The following is a 22,598-nucleotide window of genomic DNA, read 5'->3' on the forward strand; positions in this document are numbered from 1 at the left end:
CGCCGATGGTGGTCGACGACCGCGACGCCGAGATCGCTAGACGCTGACCTTCACGGTCTCGGTCGAGCCCTGCTCGCGCGCCGTCTCGAGCACCGCGCGCCAGGACGCGGTCGGCCGGCGACGCAGCAACGCCCGGCGCTCCCGCTCCGTCATGCCCCCCCAGACACCCCACTCGATCTGGTTGTCGAGCGCCTCAGCGAGACACTCGGTGCGCACCGGGCACCCGGCGCAGAGCTGCTTCGCCTTGTTCTGCTCTGCCCCACGGACGAACAACTGATCCGGTTGCGCCTGGCGGCATGCTGCCGCGGGCGCCCAATCTTCAACCCACATGACGATGTCCCCACATCTATTCCGAGATAGGTGCGCGTCCCCATGACGCCTACCTGGGATGTATCCCCTCAAGATGAAAGGTAAAGAATTCATGAGAGCGTGAACAGACACCATCTACCCAGTCGGCATAGTCCGAACGGACTAGTCATAAATGACTAGGACTGGGTCAGGGTTCAGCCGCTCCCGTACTCTGGAGAGCATGTCCGAGCCGCGTGATGACCGCCTGCCTGCCTCCCGGGTGGCCTCCCATCTGGTCGTGATGGTGACGGTCGCCGCAGTCATGGGAGTCGTCGTCGCCGGCCTGGCGATCCCGTTCGCCGGCCTCCTCGGCATCGGCGCCCGCAACGTCGCCGAGACGATGGACAACCTGCCGGCCGAGCTCGAGACCGAGGCGCTGCCCCAGAAGACCAAGATCCTCGACGCCGACGGCAACACGATCGCGACGCTCTACGACGAGAACCGGGTCAACGTCTCGCTGGACCAGATCTCGCGGACCATGGTCAAGGCGATCGTCGCGATCGAGGACTACCGCTTCTACGAGCACGGCGCCCTCGACCTCAAGGGCACCCTGCGCGCGCTCATCACCAACCAGGCCAGCAACGGCGTGGTCCAGGGTGGCTCGTCGATCACCCAGCAGATGGTCAAGCTGACCCTGCTCAGCCAGGCCAAGACGAAGGCCGAGCGCGCGGAGGCGACCGACGACACCTACGCCCGCAAGCTGCGCGAGCTGCGCTACGCGATCGCCTTCGAGCAGAACCACACGAAGGACTGGATCCTCGAGCGCTACCTCAACATCGCCTACTTCGGTGACGGCACGTACGGCGTCCAGTCGGCGGCCCGCCACTACTTCGGCGTCAACGCCAAGAACCTCGACCTCCGCCAGTCGGCGATGCTGGCCGGGCTGGTCAAGAACCCGACCGGCTACGACCCGACGAACTCCCCCGACCGTGCGCTCGACCGGCGCAACGTGGTGCTCGACCGGATGGCCGAGCTGAACGTCATCGGCCGGTCGAAGGCGACCAGGACCAAGAAGACGGGCCTCGGGCTGCACGTCATCCCGGCCAAGAACGGCTGCCTCTACTCCAGCGCACCCTTCTTCTGCGACTACGCCGTCAGCTGGCTGCTGAACCAGCCGGACCTGGGCGAGACCCGCCAGGAGCGCAAGCAGAAGCTCAAGACCGCCGGCCTGATCATCCGCACCACCGTCGACATGGCCGACCAGACGGCCGCCGACAACGCGGTCCGCGACCACGTCGACAAGGGCGACCAGGCGGTCGGCGCGATGGCGATGGTCGAGCCCCGGACGGGCTACGTGAGGGCCATCGCCCAGTCCCGGCCGATGGGTCGCGTCGAGACGGACGGCGAGACGTTCCTGAACTACAGCGTGCCCACCAAGTACGGCGACTCCGCCGGCTTCCAGGCCGGCTCGACGTTCAAGCCCTTCGTCCTGGCCGCTGCCGTCAACGACCACATCCCGCTCACCCAGGTGTTCAACGCCCCGGAGTCGATGACGATCCCGCAGGCCGACTTCGAGAACTGCCCGGGCCAGCCGGCCTTCGCCGGCGAGTGGGAGGTCGCGACCTCGACCTCGTCGGGCCCGATGGACATCTACCGCGGCACCCGCGAGTCGGTGAACACCTTCTACGCGATGCTCGAGCGCGAGACCGGCGTGTGCGAGCCCTTCAAGATCGCCAAGGCGCTCGGCGTCGAGCTGACAGACCCGAAGGGCGACTCCCACGGCTACGGCGCCGAGCGGGTCCCGACCTTCACGCTCGGCATCGCCAATGCCAGCCCGCTCGAGATGGCCGAGGCCTACGCGACCTTCGCCGGCCGCGGTCTCCACTGCGACTCCCAGCCGGTGACCGCCATCGACGACGCCGCCGGCAACGTCCTCAAGGAGTACCACCCGTCCTGCCAGCAGGCGCTGCCCGAGGCGACCGCGGACGCGGTCAACGACGTGCTGCGCGGCGTCCAGGAGCCCGGCGGTTTCGGGTACGAGAACGGTGGCACCAACCTGACCGACCCGGCGACCGGCGCGGTGATCCCGTCCGCCGGCAAGACCGGCACCACCCAGGACGGCAAGTCGGTGTGGTTCGTGGGCTACACGCCCCAGATCGCCACCGCCGCGATGATCGCGGGTGCGACCAAGGACGGGCAGCGGCCGATGGAGCTGGCCGGGCAGACCATCCACGGCAACTACATCTACGAGGTCTCCGGGTCCGGCTTCGCCGGCCCGATGTGGGCCCAGGCCATGCACGCGATCCAGGGCCGCCTCGACGTCGAGGACTTCACGCCGCCCTCCCAGAGCGCGGTCGAGGGCGACCCGACGCTGGTGCCGAGTGTCTCCGGCATGAGCGCCGACGAAGCCGAGAGCACGCTCGAGGCCGCCGGCTTCAACGCGCTCGACGGCGGCACCACCGCCTCGGCCGCCCCGGCCGGCACCGTCGCCTACACCTCACCCGGAGGCGGCTCGTACGCCCCGGAGGGCTCGGTGGTCACCTACTACGAGTCGACCGGCACCCCGCCACCGCCCGCGAACACCGGTGGCGGACGCGGCGGCGGCGGACGTGGCGGAGGCGGCGGCGGCGGCCGCTAGACCCGCGGCGAGACGCGCGCTGCTCAGGAACCGAGCTGCCGGCGCACCTCCGCGGCCACGGCACCCCCGTCGGCGCGGCCCTTCACCTGAGGCGTCACCATGCCCATGATCTTGCCCATCGCCTTCATGCCCTCACCGGCCGCGCCGGTCTGGGCGATGGCCGAGGTCACCAGGTCGGCGATCTCCTGGTCGCTGAGCTGCTCCGGCAGGTAGTCGGCGATCACGGCGGCCTCGGCGGTCTCCTTGGCGGCCATCTCGGGGCGGCCACCGTCCGCGAACGCGGTCGCGGCCTCGCGGCGCTTCTTCCCCTCGCTCGAGAGCACCCCGATGATGTCGTCGTCGCTGAGCTCGCGGGCCTCCTTGCCGGCGACCTCCGCGTTGGTGATCGCGGTCAGCACCATTCGCAGGGTGGAGGAGCGCACCTCGTCACGGGCCTTGATGGCGGTGGTGAGGTCGGCGCGCAGACGGTCCTTCAGGTCACTCATGCGCGTACTCGCTTCGCTCCGTGCGCGCATGAGGCACAGGTCGCGCTGTGTTGGACGATTCGCTCGCTCCGCTCGCTCATGTCGGCCATTGTGGCAGCCTTGCCGCATGACCTCCCTGGCCGCCGCCCGCCGCGGGCTGCTGGGGATCGCCGGAGCCGGAGCGGTCGCCGGCGCCGGGCTCACGGCGTACGCGATGGCCGAGGCGCGCGCCTACACGCTGCGGCGGGTCACCGTGCCCGTGCTGGCGCCGGGGAGCCCCGAGCTGCGGGTGCTCCACCTCAGCGACCTCCACCTGACACCGGGCCAGACCCGCAAGCAGGCGTGGCTGCGCTCCCTGGTCGACCTGAAGCCCGACCTCGTGGTCGACACCGGCGACAACCTCGCGCACCGGGACTCGGTGCCGGTCGTCCTCGACTGCCTCGGTGACCTGCTCGCCGTGCCGGGCGTCTTCGTGTTCGGCTCGAACGACTACTTCTCGCCGACGCTGCGCAACCCGCTCCGCTACCTGCTGCCCGACGACGGCACCCGCCACACCGACGTGCCCCAGCTGCCCTGGCGCGAGCTGCGGCGCGAGCTCGGCGCCTCCGGCTGGCTCGACCTCACCAACGCCCGGGGGCAGCTCGAGGTGCGTGGGCTGACGATCTCCTTCGCCGGCGTCGACGACCCCCACCTCGGCTACGACCGGCTCGAGGACGTCGCCGGCCCGGCCGACCCGGGCGCCGACCTGCGCCTGGGGGTCGCGCACGCGCCGTACCTGCGGGTGCTCGACCGCTTCGCCGCCGACGGCTACGACGCCGTGCTCGCCGGGCACACCCACGGCGGCCAGGTGTGCGTCCCGTACGTCGGGGCGCTCACCACCAACTGCGATCTCGAGCCCGCGCGGGCCAAGGGCCTGCACCGGCACCCGGCGGCGTCGCGGCCCGGCGACCCCGGGTCGGCGTGGCTGCACGTGTCCGCCGGGCTCGGCACCAGCCCGTACGCCCGGATCCGGGTCGCCTGCCGCCCGGAGGCGACGCTGCTGACGCTGGTCGCCACCGCCTGAAACCGGCGGGCCGTCCACGGGCGGAACCCGATTTCGGGGCTTGTCGGCGCTCGGGTAAGGTTTCCCGTGCTTGGGAGCCGGACCGTGTCCGGGACCAGCGATCGGGCTGTGGCGCAGCTTGGTAGCGCGCCTCGTTCGGGACGAGGAGGCCGCAGGTTCAAATCCTGTCAGCCCGACAGCGAGGGGCCCGGATCTTCCACGAGGATCCGGGCCCTTGGCCATCTCCGGGTCCTGCCGTTTCGGGCGGCGCTCTCGTGGCACACTCCGGACATGGCCGCAGGGGACTCCGAGAACGACCAGCCGTCGCTCGAGCTGCCCAAGCTCAGCCTGCGCCGTCGCAAGAAGAAGGAGCCGGCCCCGGCGGCTCCGTCGGCCGAGGAGACCGCCGTCGACGCCGCGCCCGTCGAGGAGACCGCCGTCCTCCCCCCGACTCCCCCGGCACCGACTCCCCCGCCACCGACGCCTCCGCCGCCCGCGCCCGAGCTCGCGGAGCCGCCGCCGCTCTTCGTCGACGAGGTCGAGCCGATGACCGCCGACGAGCCCGGTCGGCCGGTGGTCGTCGACGACGTGCCGCTCCAGCCCAAGGCGCCCGAACCGACCCGGCGCGCGATCGAGGTCCGCGGCCCGGGCGGCATGGTCGCCGCGGTCGTCACCGGCATCGTCGTGGGGCTCGGGATGGTCGGCCTGACCTGGGCCAGCCTCCGCCTGTGCGAGGCCGCGCAGGGCACGTCGTCGTGCGGCGGCACGGGCTACCCCCTGCTGGCGGCGATCCTGGTGCTGATGGTGATCGCCGGCACGCTGCTGCTCAAGCTGGGCCGGGTCGCCGAGCCCGGCAGCACCAGCTTCCTGGCGGTCGGTCTCACCTCGGTCCTGGCGCTGCTGTTCCTCGTCGACTCGCTGCTCGACACGGCGATGATCGTGGTGATCCCCGTGATCTCGGCGGCGTCGTACGCCGCGTCGCACTGGGTGACCCGCACCTTCATCGAGCCCGCCGAGCACTGACCCGGCTAGAGAGCGGCGGCGAGGAGCTCCGCGATCTGCACGGTGTTGAGGGCGGCGCCCTTGCGCAGGTTGTCGTTGGAGATGAAGAGCGCCAGGCCGCGGTCGTCGTCGACGCCCGGGTCCTGCCGCAGGCGCCCGACGTACGACGGGTCCTGGCCGGCCGCCTGGAGCGGGTTCGGGATCTCCGACAGCTCGACACCCGGGGCGTCCGCCAGCAGCTCGGTGGCCCGCTCGACGCTCATCGGGCTCGCGAACTCGGCGTTGATCGCCAGCGAGTGGCCGGTGAAGACCGGGACCCGCACGCAGATGCCCGAGACCTTGAGGTCGGGGATGCCGAGGATCTTGCGGGACTCGTTGCGGAGCTTCTGCTCCTCGTCGGTCTCCAGCAGCCCGTCGTCGACGATCGAGCCGGCCAGCGGGACCACGTTGTAGGCGATCGTGCGCTGGTACTTGTCGGGCTCGGGGAACGTCACGGCCGCGCCGTCGTAGGCCAGCTCGCGGGCCTTGTCGCCGGCGGCGGCGACCTGGGTGGCCAGCTCCTCGACGCCGGCGACGCCGGAGCCGGAGACGGCCTGGTAGGTCGACGCGATCAGCCGGGTCAGGCCGGCCGCGTCGTGCAGCGGCTTGAGGACCGGCATCGCGGCCATCGTGGTGCAGTTCGGGTTGGCGATGATGCCCTTGCGGGCCTCGGCCAACGCGTCCGGGTTGACCTCGGCGACCACCAGCGGGACGTCGGGGTCCATCCGGAAGGCCGACGAGTTGTCGATGACGGTGACGCCGGCGGCGGCGAACTTCGGCGCCAACGCCCGCGAGGTGGTGGCGCCCGCGGAGAAGATCGCGATGTCGAGCCCGGCCGGGTCGGCGGTCGACGCGTCCTCGACGACGACCTCACGGCCGGCGAAGGGCAGCACGGCTCCGGCGGAGCGCGCGGAGGCGAAGAACCGGATCTCCTCGATCGGGAAGTCGCGCTGCTCGAGGATCTGGCGCACGGCGACGCCGACCTGGCCGGTCGCGCCGACGACACCGAGACGTACGCCGCGGCTCATCTGCCGGTCCCGCCGTACACGACTGCCTCGACCTCGGTGGAGTCCAGGTCGAACGCGGTGTGCGTCGCCCGGACGGCGTCGTCGACCTGGGCCTCGTCGACGATGACCGAGATCCGGATCTCCGAGGTGGAGATCATCTCGATGTTGACGCCCGCCGAGGCGAGCGCGGCGAAGAACTTGGCGGTGATGCCGGGGTGGGAGCGCATGCCGGCGCCGATCAGCGACACCTTGCCGATCTGGTCGTCGTAGAGCAGCTTGTCGTAGCCGACCTCGTCCTGGATCCGCGCCAGCGCCCCCATGGCCATCTGGCCGTCGGCGCGCGGGAGCGTGAAGGAGATGTCGGTCAGAGCGGTCGCCGCCGCCGAGACGTTCTGCACGACCATGTCGATGTTGGCCTCGGTGGCCGCGAGGGCCTCGAAGATGCGCGCCGCCTCGCCCACCTTGTCGGGCACGCCGACCACGGTGATCTTGGCCTCGCTCCGGTCGTGCGCGACGCCGGCGATGATCGCCTGCTCCATCTCACTGTCTCCTGACTGGGTGTCCGGGATGACCCAGGTGCCCTCCTTCTGGGAGAAGGAGGAGCGCACGTGGATCGGCATGCTGTAGCGGCGGGCGTACTCGACGCACCGCAGGTGGAGGATCTTCGCGCCGGAGGCGGCCATCTCGAGCATCTCCTCGGTGGAGATGCGGTCGAGCTTGCGCGCGGCGGGGACGATCCGCGGGTCGGCGGTGAAGACGCCGTCGACGTCGCTGTAGATCTCGCAGACGTCGGCACCGAGCGCCGCCGCCAGGGCGACGGCGGTCGTGTCGGAGGCACCGCGCCCGAGGGTGGTGATGTCCTTGGTGTCCTGGGAGACGCCCTGGAAGCCGGCGACGATCGCGATCGCGCCGTCGCGGATCGCGGCCTCGATCCGGCCCGGCGTGATGTCGATGATCTTGGCCTTGCCGTGGGCGGAGTCGGTGATCACGCCCGCCTGCGAGCCGGTGAACGACTGGGCCTTGTGGCCGAGCTGGGCGATCGCCATCGCCACGAGCGCCATCGAGATCCGCTCGCCGGCCGTCAGCAGCATGTCGAGCTCGCGCGGCGGCGGCAGCGGCGTCACCTGCTCCGCGAGGTCGCGGAGATCGTCGGTCGTGTCACCCATGGCGGAGACGACGACGACGACGTCGTTGCCCGCCTTGCGGGTGTTGACGATCCGCTGGGCGACGCGCTTGATGCCCTCGGCGTCGGCCACGGAGGATCCGCCGTACTTCTGCACGACAATGCCCACGGTCTGGTCCCTACTTGCTTGACATCCTCTACGAGTCGTCGAGTCTAGCGAGCAGCCGGGTCGCGCTCCTCGAGCATCTCATCGGCGACCGCGAGCAGCTCCTCCTCCTCGACGGGGGTGTCCGCGTCGAGGCGGTCGTGGGCGACGATCGAGAGCAGCGCGTTGAGCGCGGCACCCGCGAGGTTGCCCCACGAGGAGACGTAGGAGAACTGCCACCACCACAGAGCCTCGAAGACGTTGCCGAGCCGGTAGTGGCGCAGGCCGTTCTCGAGGTCGGTGGCGATGCTGGTGAGGTCGTCGGAGAGCTGGCTCTCGACCACCTCGGGCACGTACGGGTCGAAGACGAAGCTGTAGGTGTCGACGCTGTCGAGCATCGCCGCGAGCCGGAGCCGCATCTCGTCGATGTCCGGCTCGGGGCCGACGTCGGGCTGGTACTCCGCGATCGGGGTGAAGTCGCGCTGGGCGCCCAGGCGGGCGCCGGCGAGCAGCACCTGGCTGATCTCGAGCAGCAGCAGCGAGATGGCACGGCCCCCGTCGGCCTCGCGGGCGATGGCCTGCAGCGCGATGAGGAAGCTCTCGACCTGGTCGGCGATCTGTTGCGCGAACTCCTCGGTCTCGGGGTCGAGGAACTCGGGCTCCGTCACGGAGGGGGTCGTGTCAGTCATCTGCGGATCGCCTTCCTGCGAACGCGCGGCCCAGGGTCACCTCGTCGGCATACTCCAGATCGCCACCTACCGGCAGTCCACTCGCCAGACGCGTCACGCGCAAGTCGAACGGCTTGAGCATGCGAGTGAGATAGGTCGCGGTCGCCTCACCCTCCAGGTTGGGATCGGTCGCCAAGATGATCTCGGTGATCGCGCCGTCGGCCAGCCGCACCATCAGCTCCCGGATCCGCAGCTGATCGGGCCCGATGCCGTCGATGGGCGAGATCGCCCCGCCGAGCACGTGGTAGCGGCCGCGGAACTCGCGGGTGCGCTCGATCGCGACGACGTCCTTGTACTCCTCGACGACGCACAGCTGCGCCGGGTCGCGCCGCGGGTCGCGGCAGATCCGGCACTGGTCGTCCTCGGACACGTTGAAGCAGATGGTGCAGAACTTCACCTTCGCCTTGACCTCGATCAGCACGTCGGCGAGCCGGCGTACGTCGGCGGGGTCGGCCTGCAGCAGGTGGAACGCGATCCGTTGCGCACTCTTGGGGCCGACGCCCGGCAGCCTGCCGAGCTCGTCGATCAGGTCCTGGACGATGCCTTCGTACAAGGCTAGAAACCGAGCTGGCCGGGCATGCCCGGCAGCCCCTCGGCAGCGCCGGCGAGCGGTCCGAGGACCTCGCCGGCCAGCGCGTCGGCCTGGGCCTTCGCGTCGCGGTAGGCCGCGACGATCATGTCGCCGAGGTCGGACAGGTCGTCGGGGTCGCTGCCGTCGAAGCCGCCGGCCTTGACCTCGACGCCGACCAGCTCGCCGACGCCGTTGACCTTGACAGTCACCGCGCCGCCGGCGACGGTGCCGTCGACGACCGTCTCGGCCAACCGGGCCTGGGCGCTCTGCAGCTGCTCCTGCATCTGCTGGGCCTGCTGGAGGAGGGCGTTCATGTCGAAGCCCCCGCCGCCGAGTGCCTCGAAGGGGTTCTGGCTCATCGTGTGGTCACCTCTGGTCGTCGGTGGTGCTCGGGGGTCGGGGTCACAGGTTGCGGATCTCCTCGATCATCTGCGCGCCGAGCTCGCGCTTGAGCAGCTCGGCCGTGCTGAGGCCCTGGTGGTCGGCATCGAGGTCGTCGGGGCGGGCGTCGGCGTCGGCCGCCGCCCAGTCGGGCCGGTCGTCGGACCGCGTCTGGTCGCCCGACCGGGTCTGCTGGATCGCCTCCCGGGCCGCGGCGATCGACTCGGGGTCGCTGGTCCGGCGGGACGCCTCCGGCTCGACGGGCGCTGCGGGGGCCGGCTGCTCGCCGACCGGTCCCCCGGCCTCGCGCCCGGTCGACGCGTCGGGCTGGGCCTCGGGGGCCGCGACCGCGGCGCGGGTGACGGTCGGGGTGCCTTCGGCCTTGGCGCCCGGGTCGACGATCGTGTCGATCTTCCAGGTCGCACCGACGACGTCGATCGCGGCCTGGCGGAGCACGTCGTCGCAGCCGCCGTTGACGAACGACTCACGCGCGCCGGCGTTGGCGAAGCCCAGGGTCAGCGTGGTCGCGTCGACCGCGACGACCTGGCAGTTCTGGGTGAGGTGCATCCACGCGACCCGGCGGCGCAGCTTGGTGGCGTCGACGATGTCGGGCCAGAGCCGGCGTACGTCGACCAGGGTCAGGCCGCCGGCAGCGGCCGGTGCGACAGCCGCGGCCGGCTCCGCGACGGGGGACGGCGTCGGCTCGGGGGCCGGAGCCGCGGCCACCGGCTCGGGCTCGGGCTCGGGCTCGGGGATCGCCGACGCCGGCTGCTCGACCACCGGCTCCGGCTCCGGGGTCGGGGGGTGGGCCGGGGGGTGGGCCGGCTCGGGCCGCTCGGCGGCCGGGTCGGGCGCGGCCGGCCGGGACGGAGCGGCGACCGGGCGGTCCTGGGCGGGCGGGGCCGGCGGCGCGACGACCGGCGACGGCGTACCGCTGATCGTGAGCCGCTTCTCGAGCCGGTCGAGCCGGGCGAGCACGCCGTCGGTCGCGTGGTCGGCACCCGGCAGGAGCACCCGCGCACAGAGCAGCTCGAGCAGCAGCCGGGGCGCGGTGGCGCCGCGCATCTCGGTCAGGCCGGTGGCGATGATGTCGGCGGCGCGGCTGAGCTCGGCCGGGCCGAACCGCGCGGCCTGGGCGACCAGCCGCTCACCCTGGTCCTCGGAGACGTCGATCAGGCCGGTGGCCGGCGCGTCGGGGACCGCGGCGACGATCACCAGGTCGCGCAGGCGGCGCAGCAGGTCCTCGGTGAAGCGGCGGGGGTCCTGGCCGGTCTCGACGACCTTGTCGACGACACCGAACACCGCGGCGCCGTCACCCGCCGCGAACGCGTCGACGACGTCGTCGAGCAGGGTGTCGGGGGTGTAGCCGAGCAGTCCGGTCGCGAGGTCGTAGGTGACGCCCGCGGGCCCGGCGCCGCCCAGCAGCTGGTCGAGCACCGACAGGGTGTCGCGGGCGGAGCCGGCGCCGGCGCGCACGACGAGCGGGACGGCCGCCGTCTCGATGCTGACGCCCTCCTTGTCGCAGAGCTCGGAGAGGTAGGAGGACAGCAGCCGCGGCGGGATCAGCCGGAACGGGTAGTGGTGGGTGCGCGAGCGGATCGTCGGCAGCACCTTGTCGGGCTCGGTGGTGGCGAAGATGAAGCGCAGGTGGGGCGGCGGCTCCTCGACGAGCTTGAGCAGGGCGTTGAAGCCCTGCGTCGTCACCATGTGGGCCTCGTCGATGATGTAGACCTTGTACTTGCTCCGCACCGGGGCGAAGAACGCCTTCTCGCGCAGGTCGCGGGCGTCGTCGACGCCGCCGTGGGAGGCCGCGTCGATCTCGATCACGTCGATGGACCCCGGACCGCCGCGGGCCAGGTCCCGGCAGCTGTCGCACTCGCCGCACGGGTCGGCGACCGGCGCCTGCTCGCAGTTGAGCGCGCGGGCGAGGATCCGGGCCGACGTCGTCTTGCCGCAGCCGCGCGGTCCGGAGAAGAGGTAGGCGTGGTTGACCCGGTTGTTGGCCAGCGCGGCGCGCAGCGGCTCGGTGACGTGCTCCTGGCCGATGACCTCGGCAAAGGTCTCGGGCCGGTAGCGGCGGTACAACGCGAGGGGTGACTCCACGCATGAACCCTAACCAGCCACGCCGACACCCGGTAGCGCGGTGACCGTCGCCTCGGCCGCCTCGGGGCCGCCCGCCGGATGTAACGCGGTGTTGGACCCTCTAGGAACCCGTGAGAGCGGGGTGACCAGAGGTCCTCACCCCGCGTTGCATGGAGTACGCCGGGCCACGGGACCCGGTCCATCCGGGCATGAAAAGGCCCCCCGCGCACCCGACAGAGCTCGCTTACCCTTGCTGCCTTCCGGCCCTGGGGGAGTTCGGCAAGATGCCGCCACACGGGGGGTTGGCCAGAGTCTAGGTGAGCCCGTCACGGCGCTCCAAGACGGGGCGGCCCCGGTGGCGGCGCGATTTCGTCCCGTCCGGAGCGACCGGTACTCTCCTCGGCGGAGGATTCGCCTAGTGGCCTATGGCGCTCGCTTGGAAAGCGGGTTGGGTTAACGCCCTCAGGGGTTCGAATCCCCTATCCTCCGCCACCCGGACGGCGTCGCACCCTCGGTGCGGCGCCGTTCGTCGTTTCGAAGCGACGGGTCGACGCCTTCCGAGCGTGCCGAAGCGACGGGTCGACGCCTTCCGAGCGTGCCGAAGCGACGGGTCGGCGGTCAGGGGCGGCGCGTGAGCACCGGCCGCAGCAGCAGCGCGACCAGGAGCGTGCCGCCACCGATCAGGCCCCACCACACGGCGTCGTCGCGGGCGCTCGCGAGCAGGTCGGGGTCGGGGTCGGGCGCGGTCGCCTTCGTCTCGTCACCGCTCTCCTGCGTGGTCGCCTGCTCGACGTCCCCGTTCCTCTTGGGATCCAGCGGCCGGGTCAGCGCCTCGTAGGGCTGCACGACCCCGGCGCCGGTCAGCGGCGTGGGGTCGTCGGTCAGGCCGTTGGCGGTGTCGACCAGGCGGGCCATGATCTGCTGCGCGGTGTCGTCGGGGTAGCGCTCGCAGAGCAGGGCCAGGATCCCGCTGACCTCCGCCGCCGCCCACGACGTGGCCACCCCGCCGACCGTGCAGGCGTCACCGTTGAGCCCGTAGGAGATCGCTCCAGCGGTCGGTACGGCGACGTCGGTCTGCGAGTTCTTGAGGACGACCCCGATCAGGGAGGACCCCTCGGCGCCGCCGTCGGTCGAGTTCACGGCGATCACGTCGTCGTAGCCGGCCGGGAAGATGTGCGTGGCGGCGTCCTCGACGAGTGGCGACTTGATCTCGTCCGCGGCGGCGAACTCGCCGGCGAACTCGTCGCTGTCGTCGACGGGTCGGTTGCCGGTCGACGCGACCACGATGACGTGCGCCTTCCGGACGTGCCGCACCGCCCTCTCGACGGCGGCGACGTCGTGCAGCGCGAGCGAGACGTTGGCGACCTTGATGTTGTAGGTCTCGGCGTTGCGCGCCACCCACTCCAGGCCCTGGGCGAGCGCGTCCGCCGAGACCGCGGCAGAGTCCTCGTCGACTCCGTCCTTGTCGGTGTCGTAGACCCGGACGTCGATGATCTGGGCGTCGGGAGCGAACCCGACGGGCTTGGCACGGGACCGGTCGCGTCCCGCGATCAGCCCCGCCACAGCCGTGCCGTGGTAGTAGTGCGGCGGGTCGGGGTCCTTCGTGACGTCGTGTCTCGCCACGATCGGGATCGGGCCGTCACCGCGGACGTCGCCGTAGACGCCCGAGTCGAGGACGGCGACGCCCACCGGCCGACCCGCGGGGGCGTACCGGTCGACCACCTCCTGCGCCCGACGGATCCCGAGCGCGTCGAAGGGCAGGCTCGCGGCGGCGGCGTCGCCGCCCGTCGTGGTCTGCTCGACGCCCTCGCAGACGTTGTCGGTCGCGAAGGCCGGCCCGGCCAGCGGGCCACTCAGCACCGCGCACGCGGCGATCCCCAGGGCCGCCACGCCGGAGCCGAGCCGTCCGGCACTCACTCGCCGCACTGGCGGTCGTCCTCGCTCGGCGGGGAGAGCGCTGCGTCCTGGGAGAGGTTGACCCCGCACTCGAAGAGGTCGAGCCAGGTGTCCGGTACGACGGGCACCGGGTGGTCGCCGTACCCGAGCAGGTCGGCGGTGCCCTGGCCGACCAGCGGGTACACCTTGCCCTTCGAGTCGATGACGAACGGCAGACCCGAGCTGCGGTCGGTCCAGTCGCCGGAGAGGACGTAGGCGCCGCGTCCGGGAGCGACCACCTGGTCCTTGTCGCCGACGTCGACACCGTCGAGGCCTTCGGAGCTGGTGGCGCCGCTCGCATCGCCCGGGCCGACCAGGTCCACGTGCGGCGACTCACCGGGCACGGCGGTCAGCTGGGCGCACGGGTCACTGAGGAGGGGCTCCTGCTTGGCGGCCGGCCAGGACACATCGCCGAGGATCGGGTCGCCGTAGGTCCCGGGGACCGACGGGATCGTGACCTCCTCGACGGGCTTGCCGTTCGGGAGCTCGATGTTGCGGTAGACCGCGGCCGCGAACGGCGAGATCGTCGCCGGCCCCGAGTCGGTGAGGAGGAAGAACCCCCCGTCGCCCTCGACCTCCAGCAGGTCACCGATGACCGCGTCGGCGGCCGGACCATCCAACCGGTTCTCGCTCGGCAGCTTGCCGAGACGGTCCAGGTCGAAGCTGCTCCAGTCGAGGGATCCGCCGGTCGGGAAGAGCAGGAGCCACCGCCGGGGGACCTGGATCGCGCTCTGCGTGGTCTGCGAGCCGATCTCTCCCAGCAGGCCGTCCGTCCGGTCCGTGTCCGGCACGGCATAGGCGTAGGTGCCCGGCTCCTCGTCGTCGACGGGTGCGGACTGGGCGATCACGTAGAGGTCGCCGCCGCTCATGACGGTCACCGCCTTGCCCGGCGCCGGGGTGGAGGCCGGCGGGTCCGTCACCGTCACCCGGACGCCGTGGTCGGAGCCGGTGCACGCGGTCCAGCCGCTGTCGATGAGGAGGGAGGAGGTGGGGAGGCTGGCGGGAGCGCCGAAGATGCCGATGTCCGCGCCGATGTGCTGGTCGTCGATGGTGTCCTGGGAGATCAGCGTCGGCTCGGCCTCCGACCCGAGGATCAGCTTGGCACTGGTCGAGTTGATGACCGGGCGCAGGTCGGGGTCGTCGCTCTCCTTCGTGATGACGTAGGCCGCGCCCGTCTCCTTCGAGATGAGCAGCCCGGGCTGGTTCCAGTCGTCGGGGGTCCGGGGCGAGAACACGCCCGCGATGGCCGCCCCGGCGGCGAGGAGGACGGCGAGTGCCAGGCCGCCGACCACGGTCCGGCCGGGGCGGGCGGGCTCGACCTCGCGACCGCCGGGCGCACCCGACACGAAGGCCGTGACGAGACGCCGACGGCTGAACGAGTAGGCCTCGACGAGGTCCTTCTTGGTGGCCACGGTCGTCAGCCCCGGATCGAGGAGAACAAGCCGACCGCCACCACGAGGAGCGGCAGCAGGGACAGCAGGGCCACGCTCTCGGCGATGTCACCGAGGCGGCCCCGGCGCACCGACGGGCTGCCCGGGAGCAGCGTGACCGCCAGGAGCACGGCACCGGTGCCCGCGAGCACGACCGCGGCGGTCGGGCGCCAGTCGGGGTGCAACCAGAGCATCGAGACGGCGACCGAGACCAGGCCCAGGATCCCGGAGACCAGCCCCACCAGCACCTCCGAGCCGGTGCGGTACTGCCGCGTCCGGAGCATCACGACCAGCGAGCACATGACCGCGAGGATCGTGCCCGAGAGCCCGAGCGCCACCGACAGCGGGGCGACCAGCACGAGCAGGAGGCCGACGGTGGACGACACCGCGACCAGGATCTCGTGGGCGACCCGGGCATCGGCCCCGACGCGCACCGGGTCGATCGGGCGCGGCTCGGCGGTGATGTCGGCGACGCTGTAGAGCTGGTCGACCGACGTCCCGGTGGCGCCGAGCGCGAGCCACGGGAAGACGCTGCCGGCGATGACGACCAGGACGAGGGCGATGGTCAGCACCACCGCGGGATCGAACTCCGCGGCCTGCATGACCAGGCCGGTGGCGAGGAAGACGGCGCCGACGACGACGGGCGGGATCACCAGCGTGCGCCCGTCGCCGAGGCCGACCAGGCAGACCAGGCCGGCGGCCAGCGCGCCACCGCCGGCGGCCGCGACCGGCAGGCCGAAGAACGGGCCGGAACCACTACCAGCGGTGACCAGCATCAGGCCGGCGACAGCGGCGTACAGGGAGCCCATCCAGGCCACGGCGACCGCGGCCTCGGGCTCGCGCTGGGCTCGGGAGAGCACGACCGCGCCGGTCACCAGGGTGGCGCTGACGACGACAGCGGCGATGCCGGCGAGCGTCGAGCCGCGCTGGATGAGCAGGGCGACCGCGCCCAGCGCCATCAGGAGGCCGGCCGCGGACAGCGCCGTACGTCGTCCCGAGGCGGGCTCCCAGGGCTTGAGGTCGTGCTCGACCACGTCGGTCATCGCCTCGACCACGTCGTCGTAGACCCGCGGCGGTGCGTCGTCCACGCCAGCGGCGACGGTGATCAGGCCACCGTCCTCGATGCCCTGGATGATCAGCCCCGCGTCGGTCGCGAGCTCACGGCCCTCGGCGGTGACCAGACGGTAGCCGCCGTAGACGGTGGTGGCGTCGAGCAGCCCGACGCTGCGGGCGAGCTCGGGCACGAGCTCGGCGACGGGGACCGCGCCGGGCAGGACCAGGTCGACGCGACGGGTGCCGGACGCGACGGTCACCCGCACCAGTCCGGACGTGCTGACAGGCGCCTGGCTCATCGTCCCTCCCCGGTATCACTCGCCAGAACTACGGGCCGCCCAAAAGGGGCCGACGCGGTGAGCGCGTCGACCCCTCGGAACGGTGGTGCTCAGATGTCGAACGACGAGGCGCCGCGCTGGTCGGCGGCCTTGTACTCGGCGTTCGACTGGTGCACGGTGTTGCTGGTGTCCTGGAGCAGGGTCTTCATGTCCTGCATGGCGCCGTCCCACTTGGCCTTGGCGACCTGGTAGGCACTCTGCGCATTACCGGTCCAGTCGCTGCGAAGCGGAGCAAGCTCCCCCTCGAGGCGGTTGAGCCGGTCGTCGATCGCCTTGACTGCCATGCCGAGGTCCTCGGCTGCGGTGTCGAGGCCGGCGTGGTTGACGCGAAGTCCGTCGAGACTCATCTCTGTCACTCCTCTGTCTTCCCGTGTCAGCCGAGACGGCCGGCGTAGCGGTTGTAGTTGGACGACTGGGTCTCGTCGGTGTTGATGTTGTCCTTCTCGGTGGACGTCAGCGACGCCTCGAACTCGTTGAGCGCGTTCGTGATCACCCGCTGCTTCTCGGTCCAGGCCTGGTGGAGGCTGAAGAACGCCTGCCCGCCCTGGCCGGCCCACTTGCCCTGGAGGCCTGCGATCTTGCCCTCCAGCGACTTGCTCAGCCCGTCGAAGTCCTGCTTGGCATCGGCAACGAGGCCTGCGGCACGGGTCAGTGTCCGCTCGCCCTGTCCCATCTCCTGTGCGCCTTGCGACATGTCGCCAACTCCTTCCCCCGTGGCGGCGTCGCCGCTCGAGATTTCCCTAGTTGTGGTGTGGCGATCCGGGTCGGTGTCGGCCCGAGCCGGACAGCAGTCGATTACCCGTGACCTACCGCACTAAACCTCACGAGCTCAGTTCCCACAGGCTGGCGACCTCCCACAGGGCGCGAAACCAGCCGCACGCCACGACCAGCGAGGCGAGGGCGAAGGCGGCGCACAGGCCCTCGGCGATCTCGGCGCGACGCGACCACCACGCCGAGCGCCAGCCGCGGCCCACGGCGACCGCCACGACCACGACGAGGACGCCGAGCAGGACCGCACCGATCGCGAGCCACCAGTCGACGTCCGCACCGGCCTCGCGCAGCAGGACGACGAGCAGCGCGACCCAGCACACGAGCCCGGCCATGCGCAGCAGCACCCGGGCCGCTGCGTGCCGGTAGCTGCGCGCTGCGAGGAGCAGGCCGCCACCGGCGAAGCCGACCAGGCAGCGGGCGCCGATCAGGTCGATCGGCTGGGACGCGGTGAGCAGCAGCATCGGCGCGGCGACCAGGACGACCCCGAGGATCGCCGTACCGGACGCGGTGATGATCCGGGTGCCGCGGATGGCGAGGACGGTGATGGCGCCGAGGGGGACGACGGAGCGCCCGCGCTTCCCGCTGGGCTGCTCGCGAGCCGACCAGGCGCTGACCGCCAGGCGCTCGAGGTCGATGAGGTACTGGTCGGGGACGTCGACGGCGTAACCCGGGACGAACCGCGTGGCGAGCATGGCGCCGACGAGGAGCAGGGACCAGCAGAGCTGGGCGGGCGCGCCGACGAGCGCGCCGAGGCCGGTGACCAGGAAGAGCAGGACGCCGACGACGATCCAGACCCGCAGCGCCTCCTCGGAGCGCCGGTCCAGGGCGCGCCCCACGGCGGCGGTCAGCGCCGCGACCAACCCGGTGAGGCCGACGACCATCGGCAGCCGCTCGAGCTCGGGGTCCCAGACGACGACGAACGCCGCGGCTGCGGCGAACGCCGGCGCGGCGACGACCCGGTGCGCCACGAACCTGCCGATCGGGAGCACGCCGACCAGGCCGGCCCCGGCGAGCACGGCGACGGTCGCGGTCTGCAGGTCGCCGGAGGGTGCGTGTGCCGCGCACCAGCCGGCCAGCGCCGCGGCCGCCGCGGCCACGCAGAACGACAGCGCCGAGAGCGCGCCGGGACCGGTGGCGGTCCGGGCCGGGGCGTGCCTGCGTCCGGAGGCGGCCGCGGGGCGGGCGCCGACCATCGTGGCGACCAGGACGCCTCCGGTCTCGATGCCGGCGTCGACCAGGGAGTCCTCGGCCGGGATCGGCCGACCGGTGCTCGTGTGGAGCGCGGGCACGACGTCCAGCCCGGACTGTCGCGCGTACTCCTGGGCCACGTCGAGCGCAGCGGCAGCCGTCGGCACGACCAGGTCGAGGACGCCGGCCGGACCGTGGACGGTCACCGCGAGACTGTTCGTGGTCGCGAAGGTGTTGGCCACGACGACACCTTCCCCCGTCGGAGGAGGCGTCAACCTCGCTCGAGCGGGGTATTCCCTCGGCGAGGGTCCGCCTACCATCAGGCGGACCCGAACGGGAGGGCACAACCAGGTGAGTACGACGCTTCGCGGGGGCCGGCTCGACGAGCCCGAGATGCCGACGGGTCAGATCGTGCTCCAGCCGCCGCCGCAGATCGAGCCGAACGAGGGCGCCAGCGGCGTCTTGATGAACGCCATCCCGATGCTCGGCAGCCTCGGCTCGATCGTGCTCGTCGCCACCATGGGCAGCGCGAACGGCGGTCGCGGGCTGATCGCGGCCGGCATGTTCCTCTTCGCCACGGTCGGCTTCATCATCGTCCAGCTGGACCGGCAGAAGAAGCAGCGCGCGCAGCAGGTGACCGGCTCGCGCACGGAGTACCTCCGCTATCTCGGCAACGTCCGCAAGGTCGCCCGCGAGGCCGCCGACCAGCAGCGCCGGGCGCTGACCTGGCACCACCCCGACCCGGCCGCGCTGCCCTCGATCGCCGACGAGCGGTCCCGGGTCTGGGAGCACGGCACGGCCGACCCGAACTTCCTCCACGTGCGGTACGGCCTCTGCACGCAGCCGCTGTCCCTGGAGCTGGTGCCACCGGAGAGCACGCCGATCGACCAGGTCGACCCGGCCGCGGCGTCCGCGCTGCACCGGCTCCTCGTCGTGCACCGCCTGCAGCCCGACCTGCCGGCCTCGATCGACCTGCGCGCGTTCGACCGGATCGAGGTCTGCGGTCCCGAGGAGCCCGCCCGCTCGCTGGCCCGCTCGCTGATCTGCTCGGCCACGACCTTCCACTCCCCCGACCAGCTGGTCGTCGCGGTGCTCTCCTCCGAGCAGAACCTCGCCCAGTGGGACTGGGTGAAGTGGCTCCCCCATGCCCAGAGCAACCAGCAGTCCGACGCCGTCGGCCCGATGCGGATGGTCTCGACCTCGCTCGCCGACCTCGCCACCCTGCTGCCGCCCGACCTCAGCGAGCGACCCCGGTTCGGCGCGGACGAACGGCCCGCGACGCCGCACATCCTGCTCGTGATCGACGGCGGCGAGCTGCCGCCGGGCAACCACGTCGTACCGCCCGACGGCCTGCACGGCGTCACCCTGCTCGACCTCCCGGCCCGGTGGGACGAGCTCGAGGACTCGACCCGGCTGCGGATCCAGTTCGAGGGCGAGCCGGCGGCCGACGGACGGCACCCGGTGCTCGCGCTGCGGCTGCGCGAGGAGCCGATCCGCGCGCGCGGCGACCAGTGCAGCCTCGCCACCGCCGAGGCTCTGGCCCGCCGACTCACGCCCCTGCACACGATCGCGTCCGGCGTCGTCGAGTCCGGCACCGGCGAGATCACCGGTCCGACCGACTTCATGGAGCTGCTGGCGCTCGGCGACGTGCACTCCTTCGACCCCGGTGCTGCGTGGCGCCCCCGTCCGGCCCGCGACCGGCTGCGGGTGCCGATCGGCCTGGGCGAGGGTGGGTCGGTCATCCACCTCGACATCAAGGAGTCCGCCCAGCAGGGCATGGGCCCGCACGGTCTGGTCATCGGCGCGACCGGGTCCGGCAAGTCGGAGTTCCTGCGCACGCTCGTGCTCGGGCTCGCGCTCACCCACTCCCCCGAGCAGCTGAACATGGTGCTGGTCGACTTCAAGGGTGGCGCGACGTTCGCGGGCATGTCCGAGATGCCCCACGTCTCGGCGGTCATCACGAACCTCGCCCAGGAGCTCACCCTGGTCGACCGCATGCAGGACGCCCTGTCCGGCGAGATGGTGCGCCGCCAGGAGCTGCTGCGCGAGGCGGGCAACTTCGCCTCGATCCGCGACTACGAGAAGGCGCGGGTCAGCGGCGAGGACCTCGCGCCCATGCCGTCGCTCTTCCTGGTGGTCGACGAGTTCTCCGAGATGCTCTCGGCCAAGCCGGAGTTCATCGACCTGTTCGTCGCGGTCGGCCGGCTCGGCCGGTCGCTCGGTCTGCACCTCCTGCTCGCCTCGCAGCGTCTCGAGGAGGGCCGCCTGCGCGGCCTCGAGTCCCACCTCTCCTACCGGGTCGGCCTGCGGACGTTCAGCGCCGGCGAGTCGCGCACCGTGCTCGGCGTCCCCGACGCGTACGAGCTGCCCGCCGATCCCGGCCTCGGCTTCTTGAAGCCCGACCAGTCCACGATGCTGCGGTTCAAGGCGGCCTACGTCTCCGGTCCGCCGTCCGGCCGGGTGCGCGCCCGTCGCGACGAGGGCGGGCACCTGCGCGGCATCTTGCCGTTCACCATCTCCGAGGTGCACACGCTGGCGCCGCCGGAGCCCGAGCCCGAGCCGGTCACCCCCGAGCCCGGCACCGGCGAGCAGGAGTCGCTGCTCGACATCGCGGTGCGCCACATGGTCGGCCACGGTCCCGCAGCCCACCAGGTCTGGCTGCCCCCGCTCGACGTACCGGACACCCTCGACGACCTGATGGGCGACCTCGCCGAGACCCAGGACGGACTCATCTCGGCGCAGTGGCGCCAGCTCGGCGGGCTCGTCGTGCCGCTCGGCACCGTGGACCGCCCGCGCGAGCAGCGCCGCGACACCCTGACCGTCAACCTCAGCGGCGCCGGCGGCCACGTCGCCGTGGTCGGCGGACCGCGCAGCGGCAAGAGCACCCTGCTGCGCACCATCGTGGCGAGCATGTCGCTGACGACGACGCCGCTGGAGTCGCAGTTCTTCGTCCTCGACTTCGGTGGCGGCACGTTCTCGCCGTTCACCGGCCTGCCGCACGTCGCCGGTGTCGGCACCCGCTCCGAGCCCGACGTCGTACGCCGCATCGTGGCCGAGGTGGCGGGCGTGGTCGACCGCCGCGAGGCCTACTTCCGGGCCAACGGCATCGACTCCATCGAGACCTACCGGTCGCGGCGCGCGAGCGGCCGCGCCGACGACGGGTACGGCGACGTGTTCCTCGTCGTCGACGGGTGGAGCACGCTGCGCGCCGACTTCGACGACCTCGAGATCGAGCTCCAGCAGCTCGCGAGCCGCGGCCTGACCTTCGGCCTCCACCTCGTCGTCGCCGCCGCCCGCTGGGCCGACTTCCGGGCGTCGATGCGCGACCTCTTCGGCACCCGTCTCGAGCTGCGGCTCGGTGACCCGATGGACTCGGAGATCGACCGCAAGGTGGCCACCCTGGTCCCGGCCGGCCGGCCCGGCCGCGGCCTGGTGCAGAACAAGCTGCACTTCCTCGCCGCGGTCCCGCGCGTCGACGGCAACCCCGACACCGAGAGCCTCGGCGACGGTGTCGACGACCTGATCAAGCGGGTCTCCGCGGCCTGGACGGGACCCTCCGGCCCGAAGCTGCGGCTGCTGCCCGAGCGGATCGACCTGGCCGAGGTCCGCGAGCTGACCCCGCCCGGCGTGGACGACAAGCAGCTCCTGGTCGCGGTCAACGAGAAGGACCTCGGCGCCGTGGCGCTCGACGTCGACGCCGAGCCGCACCTGCTGATCTTCGGCGACGGGCAGTCCGGCAAGAGCGCCGTACTCCGCGCCTACGCCCAGGAGGTGATGCGCACCCGCTCGGCGCAGGAGGCGCAGCTGGTGGTCGTCGACTACCGGCGCTCGCTGCTCGGTGAGGTGCCCGAGGACTACCTCGTCAACTACCTCACCTCGGCGACGCAGGCGCAGCCCGCGATCCGCGACCTCGCGTCGTACCTCGAGTCCCGCATCCCCGGCCCCGACGTCACGCCCGAGCAGCTGCGCAACCGGTCGTGGTGGTCCGGCGCCGAGGTGTTCGTGCTCGTCGACGACTACGACCTGGTCGCCACCACCCAGAGCTCGCCGGTGCAGGCGCTCCAGCCGCTGCTCGCGCAGGCCCGCGACGTCGGCCTCCACCTGGTGGTCGCCCGGCGCTCGGGCGGCGCGTCGCGGTCGCTCTACGAGCCGATCATCCAGTCGATGCGCGACCTGGCCATGCCCGGCCTGCTGCTCTCCGGCAGCCCGGACGAGGGTCCGCTGCTCGGCAACCAGAAGCCGCAGCCGGCACCTCCCGGGCGCGGTCGGCTGGTCACCCGTGACCGCGGCGTCGAGGTCGTGCAGATGGCCTGGTCCGAGCCCACGATGTGACTGCCGGCCGGCGACCGTAACGGCGCAATTGCGCTGTTCGG

The 22,598-nt window shown here is 72.1% G+C and carries 18 protein-coding genes, 2 tRNA genes and 1 other RNA gene; 6 read left to right on the plus strand and 15 right to left on the minus strand.

All coding sequences use genetic code 11. The features are described 5' to 3' along the window. Positions 1-36: 36 nt before the first annotated feature. Positions 37-330 (minus strand): WhiB family transcriptional regulator, encoded by a 294-nt coding sequence (locus PD653B2_RS12870; RefSeq protein WP_085872783.1) that lies wholly within the window; start codon positions 328-330, stop codon positions 37-39. Between the two features lie 199 nt (positions 331-529). Here PD653B2_RS12870 and PD653B2_RS12875 point away from each other — a divergent pair, with 199 nt between their 5' ends. Next, positions 530-2,926 (plus strand): penicillin-binding protein, encoded by a 2,397-nt coding sequence (locus PD653B2_RS12875; RefSeq protein ID WP_085872784.1) that lies wholly within the window; start codon positions 530-532, stop codon positions 2,924-2,926. A 23-nt stretch (positions 2,927-2,949) separates the two neighbouring features. Here the strand turns inward: PD653B2_RS12875 and PD653B2_RS12880 are convergent, their stop codons facing one another. Then, positions 2,950-3,411, minus strand: coding sequence for a GatB/YqeY domain-containing protein (locus PD653B2_RS12880; RefSeq protein WP_085872785.1), 462 nt, complete (start codon positions 3,409-3,411; stop codon positions 2,950-2,952). 106 nt (positions 3,412-3,517) lie between these two features. On the opposite strand from PD653B2_RS12880, the gene PD653B2_RS12885 reads away from it, so the two are divergent. The 3 genes from PD653B2_RS12885 to PD653B2_RS12900 all read left to right on the plus strand — a co-directional run bounded on the left by PD653B2_RS12885 (position 3,518) and on the right by PD653B2_RS12900 (position 5,455). Continuing rightward, positions 3,518-4,453 carry a metallophosphoesterase gene (locus tag PD653B2_RS12885; RefSeq protein ID WP_085872786.1) on the plus strand — a complete coding sequence of 312 codons (936 nt, stop codon included), beginning with the start codon at positions 3,518-3,520 and terminating at the stop codon, positions 4,451-4,453. A 102-nt stretch (positions 4,454-4,555) separates the two neighbouring features. Further along, positions 4,556-4,629: transfer RNA gene (locus PD653B2_RS12890), tRNA-Pro, on the plus strand. Between the two features lie 94 nt (positions 4,630-4,723). Next, positions 4,724-5,455: a hypothetical protein gene (locus PD653B2_RS12900; protein ID WP_089503961.1), complete on the plus strand. Its 732-nt coding sequence runs from the start codon at positions 4,724-4,726 to the stop codon at positions 5,453-5,455. 5 nt (positions 5,456-5,460) lie between these two features. Here the strand turns inward: PD653B2_RS12900 and PD653B2_RS12905 are convergent, their stop codons facing one another. From PD653B2_RS12905 to ffs, 7 genes are all read right to left on the minus strand, one after another. Beyond that, a complete protein-coding gene (locus tag PD653B2_RS12905) occupies positions 5,461-6,501 on the minus strand; it encodes an aspartate-semialdehyde dehydrogenase (protein WP_085872789.1) in 1,041 nt (346 codons plus the stop codon). After that, positions 6,498-7,772 carry an aspartate kinase gene (locus tag PD653B2_RS12910; protein ID WP_085872790.1) on the minus strand — a complete coding sequence of 425 codons (1,275 nt, stop codon included), beginning with the start codon at positions 7,770-7,772 and terminating at the stop codon, positions 6,498-6,500. Before PD653B2_RS12910 ends, PD653B2_RS12905 begins: the two co-directional genes overlap by 4 nt. 44 nt (positions 7,773-7,816) lie before the next feature. After that, positions 7,817-8,437, minus strand: a complete 621-nt coding sequence (locus PD653B2_RS12915) for a DUF5063 domain-containing protein (protein WP_085872791.1) — start codon at positions 8,435-8,437, stop codon at positions 7,817-7,819. After that, entirely contained in the window at positions 8,430-9,029 is a 600-nt protein-coding gene (gene recR / locus PD653B2_RS12920; RefSeq protein WP_085872792.1) for a recombination mediator RecR, read from the minus strand. The genes PD653B2_RS12915 and recR overlap by 8 nt, the downstream gene beginning before the upstream one ends. A 2-nt stretch (positions 9,030-9,031) precedes the next feature. Continuing rightward, positions 9,032-9,406, minus strand: a complete 375-nt coding sequence (locus tag PD653B2_RS12925; protein ID WP_085872793.1) for a YbaB/EbfC family nucleoid-associated protein — start codon at positions 9,404-9,406, stop codon at positions 9,032-9,034. Between the two features lie 43 nt (positions 9,407-9,449). Further along, positions 9,450-11,531, minus strand: coding sequence for a DNA polymerase III subunit gamma and tau (locus tag PD653B2_RS12930; RefSeq protein ID WP_085872794.1), 2,082 nt, complete (start codon positions 11,529-11,531; stop codon positions 9,450-9,452). A gap of 192 nt (positions 11,532-11,723) precedes the next feature. Continuing rightward, an RNA gene (gene ffs, locus PD653B2_RS12935) (signal recognition particle sRNA small type) lies at positions 11,724-11,814 on the minus strand. Between the two features lie 100 nt (positions 11,815-11,914). Between ffs and PD653B2_RS12940 the strand changes: the two genes are divergently transcribed. Further along, positions 11,915-12,002: transfer RNA gene (locus tag PD653B2_RS12940), tRNA-Ser, on the plus strand. A 126-nt stretch (positions 12,003-12,128) separates the two neighbouring features. Here the strand turns inward: PD653B2_RS12940 and PD653B2_RS12945 are convergent. The 6 genes from PD653B2_RS12945 to PD653B2_RS12970 all read right to left on the minus strand — a co-directional run bounded on the left by PD653B2_RS12945 (position 12,129) and on the right by PD653B2_RS12970 (position 18,467). After that, the gene (locus PD653B2_RS12945) at positions 12,129-13,427 is read right to left on the minus strand and encodes a S8 family serine peptidase (protein WP_123061236.1); all 1,299 of its coding nucleotides are present in this window, start codon (positions 13,425-13,427) and stop codon (positions 12,129-12,131) included. Next, positions 13,424-14,857 carry a type VII secretion protein EccB gene (locus PD653B2_RS12950; protein WP_165763461.1) on the minus strand — a complete coding sequence of 478 codons (1,434 nt, stop codon included), beginning with the start codon at positions 14,855-14,857 and terminating at the stop codon, positions 13,424-13,426. The genes PD653B2_RS12945 and PD653B2_RS12950 overlap by 4 nt, the downstream gene beginning before the upstream one ends. Positions 14,858-14,862: 5 nt before the next feature. Then, on the minus strand, positions 14,863-16,227 hold the full coding sequence (eccD, locus tag PD653B2_RS12955; protein WP_085872797.1) for a type VII secretion integral membrane protein EccD: 1,365 nt from the start codon (positions 16,225-16,227) through the stop codon (positions 14,863-14,865). 89 nt (positions 16,228-16,316) lie between these two features. Continuing rightward, on the minus strand, positions 16,317-16,613 hold the full coding sequence (locus PD653B2_RS12960) for a WXG100 family type VII secretion target (protein ID WP_085872798.1): 297 nt from the start codon (positions 16,611-16,613) through the stop codon (positions 16,317-16,319). A gap of 26 nt (positions 16,614-16,639) precedes the next feature. Continuing rightward, complete coding sequence (locus PD653B2_RS12965) at positions 16,640-16,960, minus strand: WXG100 family type VII secretion target (protein ID WP_085872799.1); 321 nt, start codon at positions 16,958-16,960, stop codon at positions 16,640-16,642. A 127-nt stretch (positions 16,961-17,087) separates the two neighbouring features. Continuing rightward, positions 17,088-18,467, minus strand: a complete 1,380-nt coding sequence (locus PD653B2_RS12970; RefSeq protein ID WP_085872800.1) for a hypothetical protein — start codon at positions 18,465-18,467, stop codon at positions 17,088-17,090. A 109-nt stretch (positions 18,468-18,576) separates the two neighbouring features. Here PD653B2_RS12970 and eccCa point away from each other — a divergent pair, with 109 nt between their 5' ends. After that, positions 18,577-22,557, plus strand: coding sequence for a type VII secretion protein EccCa (gene eccCa / locus PD653B2_RS12975; protein ID WP_242665267.1), 3,981 nt, complete (start codon positions 18,577-18,579; stop codon positions 22,555-22,557). Positions 22,558-22,598: the final 41 nt, after the last annotated feature.

The sequence above is a fragment of the Nocardioides sp. PD653-B2 genome (genome assembly GCF_002117935.1).
In the GTDB taxonomy this organism is placed as follows: Bacteria; Actinomycetota; Actinomycetes; order Propionibacteriales; family Nocardioidaceae; genus Nocardioides.